This is a genomic window from Streptomyces sp. NPDC001914, from assembly GCF_042891215.1.
Taxonomy (GTDB): Bacteria; Actinomycetota; Actinomycetes; order Streptomycetales; family Streptomycetaceae; genus Streptomyces.
The window spans coordinates 52,233-66,115 of record NZ_JBIASW010000015.1 but is presented as its reverse complement, the minus strand read 5'-3'; the positions used below and the strand labels follow the sequence as shown (position 1 = coordinate 66,115).

Genomic DNA, 13,883 nt, shown 5'->3' with positions numbered 1-13,883 from the left:
ACGGCCGCGACCCTCTCGAAAGGGCACCAGAGCATGGAGCAGTACGAGCCCGAACGCCTGTCCCCGGTGCAACTGGCCGCGATGCGGCGCAGCCTCCGCAACGGCAGGGCGTCCCTCACCCGTCGTTCACTGCTGCGCGCCTCGGCGGGCGGCGCGCTGGCCGTCGGCGGACTCGGGGCGCTGAGCGGCTGCGGCATTCCCGCGGCCGGCAAGACCCAGGGCAGCGTCTCGTCGGAGGACCATTCGGCCAAGGAGAAGACCCTCAGCTTCTCCAACTGGACCGAGTACATCGACCTCGACGACAGCGGCAAGCACCACCCGACGCTGGAGACCTTCCGCAAGCGGACGGGGATCTCGGTCAAGTACACCGAGGACATCAACGACAACAACGAGTTCTTCGCCAAGATCAAGCCGCAGCTCGCCGCCGGCCAGGACACCGGCCGTGACCTGATCGTCCTCACCGACTGGCTGGCCGCGCGCGTGATCCGCCTGGGCTGGGTGCAGAAGCTCGACCCGTCCAACCTGCCGCACGCGTACACCAACCTGTCGCCGCAGTTCCGCAACCCCGACTGGGACCCGGGACGCGCCTACTCGTACCCCTGGCAGGGCATCCCCACCGTCATCGCCTTCAACAAGAAGGCGCTCGACGGCATCGAGGTGAAGTCGGTCTCCGACCTCCTCGACAACCCCAAGCTCAAGGGCCGCGTCTCGTTCCTGTCGGAGATGCGCGACACCATGGGCATGACCCTGCTCGACATGGGCAAGGACCCGTCGAAGTTCACCGACGACGACTTCGACGCGGCGATCGCCCGGCTCCAGAAGGCCGTCGACAAGGGCCAGATCCGCCGCTTCACGGGCAACGACTACACGTCCGACCTGACCAAGGGCGACATCGCCGCCTGTGTGGCCTGGGCCGGAGACGTCGTCCAGCTCAAGAACGACAGCCCGGAGATCGACTTCGTGATCCCGGACAGCGGCTACATGACGTCGACCGACAACCTGCTCGTCCCCAACAAGGCGCGTCACAAGACGAACGCCGAGCGGCTGATCGACTTCTACTACGAGCCGCAGCAGGCCGCCGAGCTCGCCGCGTACATCAACTACGCGACTCCGGTCGAAGGAGTGAAGCCCTACCTCGCCAAGATCGACCAGGACGCGGCGAACAACCCGCTGATCGTTCCTGACAAGGCCATGCAGGCCCGGTCCCATTCCTTCCGCGCGCTGAGCCAGAAGGAAGAGACGGCCTACGAAGAGAAGTTCGCGAAGCTCACAGGGGCGTGACGATCATGACGACAGAGAACAGCGGCGACGTCCGCCTCACCGGGATCAGCAAGACCTACGGCTCCTTCACGGCCGTGCACCCGCTCGACCTGACCGTGCCGCAGGGCTCCTTCTTCGCCCTGCTCGGCGCCTCGGGCTGCGGCAAGACCACCACCCTGCGCATGATCGCCGGTCTGGAGGAACCTTCCTCCGGCACCGTCTACCTCGGCGACCAGGAGGTGACGAACCTGCCGCCCTACAAGCGGCCGGTGAACACCGTCTTCCAGTCGTACGCGCTCTTCCCGCACCTGGACATCTTCGAGAACGTCGCCTTCGGCCTGCGCCGGCGCGGGATCAAGAGCGTCAAGAAGCAGGTCGAGGAGATGCTCGACCTCGTCCAGCTCGGCGAGCAGGCGCGCAAGAAACCCCACCAGCTCTCCGGCGGCCAGCAGCAGCGCGTCGCGGTCGCCCGCGCGCTGATCAACCACCCCAAGGTGCTGCTGCTCGACGAGCCGCTGGGCGCCCTCGACCTCAAGCTGCGCCGCCAGATGCAGCTGGAGCTCAAGCGGATCCAGACCGAGGTCGGCATCACCTTCGTGCACGTCACGCACGACCAGGAGGAGGCCATGACCATGGCCGACACGGTCGCCGTGATGAACGCGGGCCGTGTCGAGCAGCTCGGCTCGCCCGCCGACCTGTACGAGAACCCGCAGACCACGTTCGTCGCCAACTTCCTCGGCACCTCGAACCTCATCGAGGCCGAGGTGGACACCAGGAGCGGCGAGGACGTCGTGCTCAAGGCGGGCGGCGGCAAGCTGGTGCTGCCCCAGGCGCGATGTTCCGCCCCGGCCCAGGCCGGCGGCAAGGTGCTCGTCGGCATCCGCCCGGAGAAGATCTCCCTCACGCACGCCGACGACGCGGGCGAGATACCCGCCGGCCGCAACCGGATCACCGGCAAGATCGCCGACTCCAGCTTCATCGGCGTCTCCACGCAGTACGTCATCGACAGCGCCGTCTGCCCCGAGTTCGAGGTCTACGCCCAGAACATCGAGCGCGACTCCCGCCTCGTCCCCGGCGCGGACGTGGTCCTGCACTGGAGTCCGGCGCACACCTTCGGCCTGGACGCCGCCCAGGACATCGACGCGGGCGTCGACACGGCCGAGGAGGAGGCCGCCTGATGGCCACCGTCACCGAGGCCGAAGCGCCACCCCTCGCGCCGAAGACCGAGGCGAAGCCGCCGAAGAAGCGGGGCCGCCTCGTCCCGTACTGGCTGCTGCTGCCCGGACTCCTGTGGCTCGTCGTCTTCTTCGCGCTGCCGATGGTCTACCAGGCCTCCACGTCCGTGCAGACGGGCTCCCTGGAGGCGGGCTACAAGGTCACCTGGCACTTCGCGACCTACTGGGACGCGCTCGCCGAGTACTGGCCGCAGTTCCTGCGCTCGGTCTCCTACGCGGCTGCCGCCACGGTCCTGTGCCTGCTGCTCGGCTACCCGCTGGCGTACCTGATCGCCTTCCGCGCGGGCCGCTGGCGCAACCTGATCATGATCCTGGTGATCGCCCCGTTCTTCACCAGCTTCCTGATCCGCACCCTGGCCTGGAAGACGATCCTCGCCGACAGCGGCCCGGTCGTTGGCGCGCTCAACACCCTGCACGTGCTCGACGTCACCACCTGGCTCGGCTGGACCGCGGGCGACCGCGTCCTCGCGACACCCCTGGCCGTGGTGTGCGGTCTGACGTACAACTTCCTGCCGTTCATGATCCTGCCGCTCTACACCTCGCTGGAGCGCATCGACGGCCGGCTGCACGAGGCCGCGGGCGATCTGTACGCCAGGCCCTGGACGACCTTCCGCAAGGTCACCTTCCCGCTGTCGATGCCGGGCGTGGTCTCCGGAACGCTGCTGACCTTCATCCCGGCGGCCGGTGACTACGTCAACGCCGAACTCCTCGGCTCCACCGACACCCGCATGATCGGCAACGTCATCCAGACCCAGTTCCTGCGGATCCTGGACTATCCGACGGCCGCCGCGCTCTCCTTCATCCTCATGGCCGCGATCCTTCTCATGGTCACGGTCTACATCCGCCGGTCCGGGACGGAGGATCTGGTCTAAATGCCCTTCGTCAACTGGCTCAAGCGCCATCTCGTCGTCATCGCGGGACTGCTGACGCTGTCCTATCTGCTGCTGCCGAACGTCGTCGTCACGGTGTTCTCCTTCAACAAACCGAAGGGCCGCTTCAACTACGAGTGGCAGCAGTTCTCCACGGACGCCTGGAAGGACCCGTGCGGCGTCGCCGACATGTGCGGCTCGCTCGGGCTCAGCCTCCAGATCGCCGTCTGGGCGACGATCGGGGCCACCGTCCTCGGCACGATGATCGCCTTCGCGCTCGTCCGCTACCGCTTCCGCGCGCGCGGCGCCGTGAACTCGCTGATCTTCCTTCCGATGGCGATGCCCGAGGTCGTCATGGCCGCCTCGCTGCTCACCCTGTTCCTCAACATGGGCGCCCAGCTCGGCTTCTGGACGATCCTGATCGCCCACATCATGTTCTGCCTCAGCTTCGTCGTCACGGCCGTCAAGGCCCGTGTCATGTCGATGGACCCGAGGCTGGAACAGGCCGCCCAGGACCTCTACGCCGGCCCGGCGCAGACGTTCCTGCGGGTCACGCTGCCCATCGCGGCCCCCGGAATCGCCGCGGGCGCGCTGCTCGCCTTCGCGCTCTCCTTCGACGATTTCATCATCACCAATTTCAACGCGGGCTCGACCGTCACGTTCCCCATGTTCGTCTGGGGTTCGGCACAGCGCGGAACACCCGTTCAGATCAATGTCATCGGTACGGCCATGTTCCTGGTCGCCGTACTGTTCGTCCTGTCCGGAATGATCATCGGAAATCGCCGGAACAGGCAGAAGGCATAACGCCCGTCACCCTTGTAGGGAGTTGAAATCATGGCCCCAAGCGCCATGACCCGTGGTAATCAGTGGACGAAATCCCTTTCCGACGTCCAGCCGGTCTCCTACTGGCTGGACGACCCCGGCAAACCCCACCCCGAGCCCGCGCTCACCGGCGCCGAGACCTGCGACCTGCTCGTCGTCGGCGGCGGCTACAGCGGACTGTGGACCGCGCTCATCGCCAAGGAGCGCGACCCCGGGCGGGATGTCGTCCTGGTGGAGGGGCGCGAGGTGGGCTGGGCCGCCTCGGGCCGCAACGGCGGCTTCTGCGCCGCCTCCCTCACCCACGGTCTGTCCAACGGGCTCACCCGCTGGCCGGACGAGATCGGGAAGCTGGAGGAGCTGGGCGCCCGCAACCTCGACGAGATCGAGGCGGCCGTCGCCCGCTACTGCCTCGACTGCGACTTCGAGCGCAGCGGCGAGATCGACGTCGCCACCGAGCCGCACCAGGCGGCCGAACTGCGTGAATGGCACCAGGAGCTGGAGCGGCGGGGTCTCGCCGAGGGCATCGAGTTCCTCGACACGGCGGCGGTACGGGAACAGGTCGACTCCCCGACCTTCCTGGCCGGGCTGCACGACCGCCGCGGGGTCGCCATGCTCCACCCGGCGAAGCTGGCCTGGGGCCTCAAGCGCGCGTGCGTGGAACTCGGAGTGCGGGTGTACGAGCACACGCCCGCCCTCGAACTGAAGCCGTCCGGCGCCGGCATGGCCGTCCGTACGCCGTACGGATCGGTCCGCGCGCGCCGCGTGGCGCTCGGCACCAACATCTTCCCGAACCTGGTCAGGCGCGTCCGTTCGTACACCGTCCCGGTCTACGACTACGCGCTGATGACCGAACCGCTGACCGCCGACCAGCTCGCCTCCATCGGCTGGAAGAACCGCCAGGGGCTCGGCGACTCGGCCAACCAGTTCCACTACTTCCGGCTCTCGGCCGACAACCGCATCCTGTGGGGCGGGTACGACGCGATCTACCCCTACGGCGGGCGGGTGCGCGCGGAGTACGACGACCGGCCCGAGACGTACGCCAAGCTCGCCGAGCACTTCTTCACCTGCTTCCCGCAGCTGGAGGGCGTCCGCTTCTCCCACGCCTGGGGCGGAGCGATCGACACCTGCTCGCGTTTCTCGGCGTTCTTCGGCAGCGCCCACCAGGGCAAGGTCGCCTACGCGGCCGGCTACACGGGCCTCGGTGTGGGCGCCACCCGCTTCGGCGCCGAGGTGATGCTCGACCTGCTGGCGGGGGAGCGCACCGAACGCACCGAGCTGGAGATGGTCCGCAGGAAGCCGCTGCCGTTCCCGCCCGAGCCGTTCGCCTGGACCGGCATCGCGCTCACCAAGTGGTCGCTGGCCCGGGCGGACACGCACGGCGGCCGGCGCAACCTGTGGCTGAAGACGATGGACAAACTGGGCCTCGGCTTCGACAGTTAGCCGCCCAGGCCGTTTGAACTTCTGTCAATTCATCGCCCGAACCCGCGTAATGAACGACCCGGACCTCCCTCTCCTCTGTGACGCGACCCGCGTCGACACGAGAGGGAGGTTCCGTCATGACAGGGCCCAAGGCGGCGGTCGAGTGGCTGGCATCCGTGGCACCGGACCCCGAGGCCTGCCGCTGGGAATGGGAGCGCAGCCCCCGAGGGGTCGCGCTGCTGCCGGCGGGAAAGGCCTGGGACGTCCTGATCCTGTCGGCCGAGCTGGGCTATCCGACGCTCGACGTCCTGACCCGGGTGCTCGACCAGCCCGGGCCGGTGCTCGTCGACTTCGGCGACGCCCGGATGGGCTTCTTCGTGCCCGCGGGCACCGCCGCCAGGTGGCTCGGCACGGGGGTGCGCACGGCGGGCGTCGGCACCTGGATCGTGGTGCCCTACCCCGGGCGGTCGACCGGCGGGGTCCGCTGGCTCGTCGCCCCGGACGGCTCGGGCACGCTCACGGATCCGGCACTGCTCGAACTGGCCATGCACGAGGCCGCGGCGGGCCTCGCGGGCGAGGGGGACCGGCGCGGGTGAGGGGACCGGCGGCGGTGAGGAAGATCGGTGGCGGTGGCGGTGGCGGTGGCGGTGGCGGTGTCGGGGGTGCGGTGGCGGTGGGGGAGGTCGGTGGCGGTGGTGGCGGTGAGGGAGGTCGGTGGTGGTGGCGGGGGTGCGGCGGCGGTGGGGGAGGTCGGTGGCGGTGGTGGCGGTGAGGGAGGTCGGTGGGGGTGTCGGGGGTGCGGCGGCGGTGAGGGAGGTCGGTGGGGGTGTCGGGGGTGCGGCGGCGGTGAGGGAGGTCGGTGGGGGTGTCGGGGGTGCGGCGGCGGTGGGGGAGATCGGCGGCGGTGTCGGGGAGCGGCGGCGGGGGAGGGGAGCGTGCGCCGGTGTGGGGAGTTCGGGGCGGCCGGCCGAACTCCGTTGCCTGTCAGGGGTCTTGACAACCGAATTGGTCTGGACCAAGTTGGGCGCGCGCTCCTCCTCCAACTCCCCCCATGCCCGGAGGCACTCATGGCACGCACCAGACACGACAGACCCCTCGCCCACCGTCGCCGAAGGCTGCTCGCCGCCTGCGCGGCCACCGTCCTGGCCGTACCCGGCCTGGTGGCGATCTCCTCGGCAGCCCAGGCCGCCGACGTCAACCTGGCCAGGAACGGCGGCTTCGAGTCGGGCCTCGGCAACTGGACCTGTACGGCGTCCACGGCCGTCGGCTCGCCCGTGCACAGCGGCAGTTCGGCGATGATGGCGACCCCGGCCGGCAGCGACTACGCGCAGTGCTCGCAGACCGTGACGGTGAAGCCCGACGCGCAGTACACGCTCTCCGGTTACGTCCGCGGGGCCTACGTCTACCTCGGCGCGACCGGCACCGGCACCACCGACGTCAGCACCTGGACGCCGTCCGCCGCCGACTGGCAGCAGCTCAGCACCACCTTCCGCACCGGCGCGTCCACCACGCAGGTCACGATCTACACGCACGGCTGGTACGGCACCGGCTCCTACTGGGCCGACGACCTCGCGCTGACCGGCCCCGGGGTCGACGCGGGGCAGCCCCCCGCCGCGCCGACCGGGCTGCGGACCGGCACGGTCACGTCCTCGTCGGTCGGCCTGTCCTGGACGGCGGTGTCCGGCGCGACCGGCTACTCCGTCTACCGCGACGGGGTGAAGGTCCAGAGCGTCACCGGGACCTCGGCCACCGTGAGCGGGCTCACGGCCTCCACCGCGTACTCCTTCCAGGTCACCGCGACCAACGACGCGGGCGAGTCCGCGAAGTCGGCGACCGTCACCGCGACCACCTCCGCGGGCTCGGGCGGAGGCGGCGGAGGCTCCTCCGACCTGCCCGCCCACGCGCTCGTCGGCTACCTCCACGCGAGCTTCGCCAACGGCGCCGGGTACACGCGCATGGCCGACGTGCCCGACAGCTGGGACGTCATCGACCTGGCCTTCGGTGAGCCGACCTCGGTCACCTCGGGTGACATCCGCTTCAACCGCTGCCCGGTCACCGAGTGCCCGACGGTGGAGAGCGACGCCGACTTCAAGGCCGCGATCAAGGCCAAGCAGGCGGCCGGCAAGAAGGTGCTGATCTCGATCGGCGGCCAGAACGGACAGGTCCAGCTCGCCACCACCGCCGCCCGCGACACCTTCGTCTCCTCGGTCTCGAAGATCATCGACACCTATGGCCTGGACGGCCTGGACATCGACTTCGAGGGCCACTCGCTCTCCCTCGACGCGAGCGACACGAACTTCAAGAGCCCGACCACCCCGGTGATCGTCAACCTCATCTCGGCCCTGAAGACCCTGAAGGCCAAGTACGGTTCGAAGTTCGTCCTGAGCATGGCCCCGGAGACGTTCTTCGTCCAGCTCGGCTACCAGTACTACGGCACGGGGAAGTGGGGCGGCCAGGACCCGCGCGCCGGAGCGTACCTCCCGGTGATCTACGCCCTGCGGGACGACCTGACCCTGCTGCACGTCCAGGACTACAACTCCGGGTCGATCATGGGCCTCGACAACCAGTACCACTCCATGGGCGGCGCCGACTTCCACATCGCGATGACGGACATGCTGCTGACCGGCTTCCCGGTGGCGGGCGACGCCAACAACGTCTTCCCGCCGCTGCGCCCCGACCAGATAGCGATCGGCATGCCCGCCACCACCAACGCGGGCAACGGCTACGTCGCGCCGGCCGAGGTCACCAAGACGCTGGACTGCCTGACGAAGAAGACCAGCTGCGGCTCGTACGCGACCCACGGGACCTGGCCGGGTCTGCGCGGTCTGATGACGTGGTCGGTCAACTGGGACCGGTTCGGAGGCTGGGAGTTCTCGCGGAACTTCGACGCGTACTTCGGCTGACGAACAGCCACAGGGACGACAGCAGCACCGCGCAGAGGCACCAACTGGCCACCACGTCCAGTGGCCAGTGGTAGCCGCGCCGTACCAGGCCGAAGGCCACGCCCGCGTTCAGGGCCACGCACACGCACAGCAGCGCGCCACGGGCGCCCGCGGTGCGGAGCAGCGGAAGGAGGAGCAGCGTCGCCGCGCCGTAGGCGACGACGGCGGTGGCGGTGTGCCCCGAGGGATAGAAGCCGGTACCGGGCCCCATGACCGGGGGGCCCGGCCGGGCCACGAGTTCCTTCAGGGGCACGATCACCGCGGGGACGACGAGCATCAGCGCCGCGGCGGCGGCCGGGGGCAGCCACCATCGGTCCAGACCGGTGGCGCGGTTGCGCAGGGCGACGGCGATCAGCGCCAGGGCGAGGACCGGGACCGCCACCTGGACGCTGCCCAGGTCGGCCAGCAGTTCGGAGTACCGGTCCGGGTGCACGAGGCCGCCGCTGAGCCGCTTGTCCAGGCTCACGAGCGGACCGCCCACCGCGACCTGCCAGGTGATGAGCACGAAGCACACGGCGGGCAGGCCGAACAGGAGAGGCGTGCGGGACATGGGGGACAGCCTGCCATCGACCGGCGCCGACACGGCACGCGCCCGCCCGCGGCGGCCGGCGGAAGAATCGGAAGAGGCGGAAGCGGAAGCGAGACCCAGAGGCGGACGGCGGCCGAGGCGGTCGGCGGCACGAGGGGTCTGCCGGAGAAGGAGTCGGCCGCCCCGGAACAGGGGGGGTGGTTCCGAGGCGGCCGCCGGACCGGAATGCCGCGCGCCCCGGGGGGTTTGGGGCGGGCGACCGTCCGATCGGTGAGGAGAACCGGAGCCGCAAGCTCCGGGTGTGTGCGCGAGGGCACGACCAGGCGAGACTGGGGAGGCCTCGGCCCGGTGCAGCCCACAGTCCCCTGCGGGCGGGTGAATCCCTGATCTGGTTAGAACCTACGGCAGGGGGTGCGCCTCCGACAGGCGGATTCGCGTCCCGCCATGCACCTCGCACACCTTCTTCACACGCCCCCACGGGAATGCCGCAGCACCGGAACCCTGGCGGAATCCGCCCGTGGGCGGAATCGGGGTTTCCGGTGCTGCGGCGGCCGTCCGCGTCAGATGCGGGCGAAGGCCTGCTCGATGATGTCGAGGCCCTCGTTCAGGAGGTCCTCGCCGATGACGAGCGGGGGCAGGAAGCGGAGGACGTTGCCGTAGGTGCCACAGGTCAGGACCAGCAGGCCCTCCTGGTGGCAGGCCTTGGCGAGCGCGCCGGCCGCCTCCGGGTTCGGCTCCTTGGTGGCCGGGTCCTTGACCAGCTCGATGGCGATCATGGCGCCACGCCCGCGGATGTCGCCGATGATCTCGAACTTCTCCGCCATGGCGCCGAGGCGGGTCTTCATGACCGACTCGATGTGCTTCGCCTTGGCGTTGAGGTCCAGCTCCTTCATCGTCTCGATCGCGCCGAGCGCGCCGGCGCAGGCGACCGGGTTGCCGCCGTAGGTGCCGCCGAGGCCGCCCGCGTGGGCGGCGTCCATGATCTCGGCGCGGCCCGTCACGGCGGCGAGCGGCAGACCGCCCGCGATGCCCTTGGCGGTCGTGATCAGGTCCGGGACGATGCCCTCGTCCTCACAGGCGAACCACTGGCCGGTGCGGCAGAAGCCGGACTGGATCTCGTCCGCGACGAAGACGATGCCGTTGTCCTTGGCGAACTGGCTGATGGCCGGCAGGAAGCCCTTCGCGGGCTCGATGAAGCCGCCCTCGCCGAGCACCGGCTCGATGATGATCGCGGCGACGTTGTCGGCGCCGATCTGCTTGTTGATCATGTCGATGGCCTGGGCGGACGCCTCGGCACCGGCGTTCTCCGGGCCCGTCAGCCAGCGGTAGCCGTAGGCGACCGGCACGCGGTAGACCTCGGGCGCGAACGGACCGAAGCCGTTCTTGTACGGCATGTTCTTGGCGGTCAGCGCCATCGTCAGGTTCGTACGGCCGTGGTAGCCGTGGTCGAAGACGACGACGGCCTGGCGCTTGGTGTACGCGCGGGCGATCTTGACGGCGTTCTCGACGGCCTCGGCGCCCGAGTTGAACAGGGCGGACTTCTTGGCGTGGTCGCCCGGGGTCAGCTCGGCCAGCGCCTCGGCGACGGCGACGTAGCCCTCGTACGGCGTGACCATGAAACAGGTGTGGGTGAAGTCCTGGAGCTGGGCGGAGGCCCGGCGCACGACGGCCTCGGCGCTCGCGCCGACCGACGTCACGGCGATGCCGGAACCGAAGTCGATGAGGCGGTTGCCGTCGACGTCCTCGATGATCCCGCCGCCGGCGCGCGTGGTGAAGACAGGGAGCACCGACCCCACACCGGCTGCGACCACGGCGGTGCGCCGGGCCTGCAGCTCCTGGGACTTCGGGCCGGGGATGGCGGTGACGACGCGGCGCTCCTGCGGAAGTGCGGTCATGAGGGGCTCCCTGATGATCTTGCGAACCGGACGGTCCCCGGCCGATGCGGGGTGGTCCGGGCGGGGTGTTTTCGGACGCTTGCCTTCTTTCTTCGCAGGCTAGAGCCGAGAAGGGGGGCTCGGCATGCGCCATGTGGGCGTTGTCGGAGGAATCCGTTGTCCGCGGTGGACATAGCGGGGGGCATGGCCGGGGACAGAGGGGTGGACATGGAGGAGCGGAGGCGCGGTCGTCCCGTCCCGCCGCGGGCCCGGCCGGGTAACGCGGGCCCGGCCGTGTAAACGGTGAACTCGCCCCGCCGGACCACTAGATTGGCCTGAGAGCGACAGGCGGACTGGCTGGTCAGGGGGCGCACACGATGGACTTCGACGGTACGCGCGACGCACGTGGCACGCATGCCGATCCCGTGCCTCGTCCGGCCGCACCCCCCGGGGCCGTCCCCGGGGGCGCTCCGCCCAGGCCCGCGAGCCCTCCGCCCGTGCCGTCCGCCGCGCCCGCGGCCCGCCCCGCCGTGCGCGACTGGCTCAACGCGCCCCGCCCCGACGCCGCCCTCGGCATCTGGCGGTACGGATACGTCGCCCCCCGGGCGCCGAAGGAGAGCCGGCGCCTGCCCTCCGTGACGATCGTCGGCCTGGTGATCCCCCTGGTGATCGGGCTCGTCGTCTGGTCCCTGTGGCGCCGGGGGGCCGTCCCCTACCAACTGGTCGTGCTGAAACTGTTCACGCCGGAGGACTGGTGGTGGGGCGGGACGACGGCCCCGAAGACCTGGCAGGGCGTGGACGCCGGCGTCGTCTACGACGGCGTCTTCTTCGCGGCGCTGGTCTACACGATGGGACGCCTCGGAAGCTGGCGCGAGGTCGCCCATCACTTCGTCGTGCGGCGGGCGCAGCCCGGGCGGGCCGTCATCGCGGCCCTGGCGGCCCTCCTGACCCTCACGTTCGTCTGGCCGGACGCCTTCCCCGGCGTCGGGTGGGAGCCCCTGCCGATCGTCAATCCGGTGCTGTCCCTGGTGGCGCTGATCGGCGGCGGCCACGAGGTGTTCGCGTCGCTGACCCTCACGTACGGCATCTACGCGCTGATCACCGCGCTCGTCCTGCTGCCCTTCGCCAGGCTGGGCGGCTGGTGGCCGCTCGCCAAGGAGCGCTTCGGTTCCCGGCCGGCCGCGGCGGGCACCGCGGCGGCGGCCCCGGCCGAGCCGGAGGAGCCGTCCGGACCCCCGGCCGAATGGCCCGAACTGAGGGCGGCCGGCCAGCACAAGGCGGCGGACCTGCTGTCCTCCGAGATGCTGACCGAACGGATGAACGACGTCGACTGCGCGCGGATCCTCCGCGCCTGGACCACGGCCAAGCGCGAGGGACGGCTCGGCGCCTTCGGCGACACCGTGCTGCGCCGCGGCGCAGCGGCCTGGACCCATCCCTCCGGAGCCCGCGACCTGCCCGTCCGCGCCGCCTCGCACGACCTGCTCGCCGCCCAGGTGCGGCTCGGCCGGTGGGTCGCCAGGGAGCGCACCCCGTCCGCCTACTCCGGCGCGGGCGCCGCCCTCGGCCCGGTGACGCTCGGCACCTCGCTCCTCGCCGTCGGCCCCGCAGGTTCCGGGAAGACCCGCCACCTCGTCGGGCCCGTCGCCGAATCCCTCGGACTCCAGGCACTCACCGCGCGCTGCGCCGTCGTCGTCGTGGCCGCCGCCGGGACACCGGTCGGCCCCGACGCCTCGTACGACGTCGTCGTGAAGCTCGGTGACCCCGACTCCGTCCACGACCTGGACCTGTACGCCGACTGCGACGACGCCGACGAAGCCGCCGCGTTCCTCGCCGAGGGCCTGGTCGGCGGCGCCGACGGCGTCGACGTCCGGCGCGCCGCCACCGCCCTGGCCCAGTTGCTCGGCCCCTACCGTGCCGTGCACGGCACGTTCCCCACCGTCCCCGTGCTGCGCGAACTGCTCGAAGGAGCGCCCGCGCTGCTGGAGCCGCTGCGGCAGGACCTGTCGGCCGGGGGCCACCCCGCGATGCTCCGCGAGCTGGAGGCACGGCTGCGGCAGAGCGGCGGCCCGAACGACCCCGGCCCCGTGCTGGCCGACCGGCTGGCACTGCTGGACCGGCCCGTCTTCGCCGACTTCTTCGGCTCCGGCGGGAGCGCCCGGCCGTTCTCGCTGCGGGCGGTGGCCCATCATCCGCTGCGCGTCCGCGTCGACCTGCCGCAACGCGGCTACGAGGAGGCGTCCCAGCTCGTCACCCGGCTGCTGCTCGCCCAGTTCGCCGCCGTCGTGCGCGGCGGCGACCGGCGCGGGCACTTCGCCTGCCTGGTCCTCGACGACGCGACCGGCGCCCTGACCGCCGAGACCGTACGCCGCATCCAGGGCCTGCGGACCCACAACGCCGGGGTGGTCCTCACCCTGCGGACCATCGGCGACATCCCCGAGGCCCTTCACGGGCCGCTGTACGGGGCGGTCGGCTGCCGCATGGCCTTCTCCGGCGTCACGACCTGGGACGGCGGCCGGTTCGCCGAGTCCTGGGGCACCGAGTGGGTGGAGACGAAGGACGTGGCCCAGCACACCGTCTTCGCCGACCAGCCCATGACCCGGGCCATCCACGCCCTGCGCAAGCTGGTGACCGGCAAGGCGGTGACCACGGACGCCGTGACCGTGCGCCAGGTCGAGCGGGAGCGCTGGTCCGCCTCCGAACTGGCGCACGCGGTCCCGCCCGGCCACGCCGTACTGTCGCTGACCAGCGTGAAGGGGGAACACGCCCCGCCGCTGCTGGTGGATCTGCGGGGCTGAGGGCGGCCCGGCCGCGCGGAGGCGGAATCGACGGCCGGCCCGGACGCCTGGTCGGCGGGCTGCTGGGCGAATGGTTCGCGGGTGTACGGATGGCGGCGGCCGTCCGGGCGAATGGTCGGCGGGCTGCCGGGCGAATGG

At 70.8% G+C, this 13,883-nt stretch carries 10 protein-coding genes; 8 read left to right on the top strand and 2 right to left on the bottom strand.

The window, feature by feature from the left end:
* Positions 1-33: 33 nt before the first annotated feature.
* The 7 genes from ACFYYF_RS32430 to ACFYYF_RS32400 all read left to right on the top strand — a co-directional run bounded on the left by ACFYYF_RS32430 (position 34) and on the right by ACFYYF_RS32400 (position 8,508).
* A complete protein-coding gene (locus tag ACFYYF_RS32430) occupies positions 34-1,281 on the top strand; it encodes a spermidine/putrescine ABC transporter substrate-binding protein (RefSeq protein ID WP_388781037.1) in 1,248 nt (415 codons plus the stop codon).
* Between the two features lie 5 nt (positions 1,282-1,286).
* Positions 1,287-2,438: an ABC transporter ATP-binding protein gene (locus ACFYYF_RS32425; protein WP_388781036.1), complete on the top strand. Its 1,152-nt coding sequence runs from the start codon at positions 1,287-1,289 to the stop codon at positions 2,436-2,438.
* Positions 2,438-3,367 carry an ABC transporter permease gene (locus ACFYYF_RS32420; RefSeq protein ID WP_388781035.1) on the top strand — a complete coding sequence of 310 codons (930 nt, stop codon included), beginning with the start codon at positions 2,438-2,440 and terminating at the stop codon, positions 3,365-3,367. The genes ACFYYF_RS32425 and ACFYYF_RS32420 overlap by 1 nt, the downstream gene beginning before the upstream one ends.
* Complete coding sequence (locus ACFYYF_RS32415) at positions 3,368-4,168, top strand: ABC transporter permease (RefSeq protein ID WP_361683034.1); 801 nt, start codon at positions 3,368-3,370, stop codon at positions 4,166-4,168.
* Between the two features lie 30 nt (positions 4,169-4,198).
* Positions 4,199-5,626, top strand: a complete 1,428-nt coding sequence (locus ACFYYF_RS32410) for an NAD(P)/FAD-dependent oxidoreductase (RefSeq protein ID WP_388781034.1) — start codon at positions 4,199-4,201, stop codon at positions 5,624-5,626.
* Between the two features lie 116 nt (positions 5,627-5,742).
* Positions 5,743-6,201, top strand: a complete 459-nt coding sequence (locus ACFYYF_RS32405) for a hypothetical protein (protein WP_388781033.1) — start codon at positions 5,743-5,745, stop codon at positions 6,199-6,201.
* A 471-nt stretch (positions 6,202-6,672) separates the two neighbouring features.
* Complete coding sequence (locus ACFYYF_RS32400; protein WP_388781032.1) at positions 6,673-8,508, top strand: chitinase; 1,836 nt, start codon at positions 6,673-6,675, stop codon at positions 8,506-8,508.
* Here ACFYYF_RS32400 and ACFYYF_RS32395 read toward each other — a convergent pair.
* The gene (locus ACFYYF_RS32395) at positions 8,447-9,097 is read right to left on the bottom strand and encodes a phosphatase PAP2 family protein (protein ID WP_388781031.1); all 651 of its coding nucleotides are present in this window, start codon (positions 9,095-9,097) and stop codon (positions 8,447-8,449) included. The two genes, ACFYYF_RS32400 and ACFYYF_RS32395, sit on opposite strands and share 62 nt — an antisense overlap.
* A 539-nt stretch (positions 9,098-9,636) precedes the next feature.
* Positions 9,637-10,971, bottom strand: coding sequence for a 4-aminobutyrate--2-oxoglutarate transaminase (gene gabT / locus ACFYYF_RS32390; RefSeq protein ID WP_361683024.1), 1,335 nt, complete (start codon positions 10,969-10,971; stop codon positions 9,637-9,639).
* 356 nt (positions 10,972-11,327) lie between these two features.
* Here gabT and ACFYYF_RS32385 point away from each other — a divergent pair, with 356 nt between their 5' ends.
* Positions 11,328-13,745, top strand: coding sequence for an ATP/GTP-binding protein (locus ACFYYF_RS32385; RefSeq protein ID WP_388781030.1), 2,418 nt, complete (start codon positions 11,328-11,330; stop codon positions 13,743-13,745).
* Positions 13,746-13,883 lie beyond the last annotated feature (138 nt).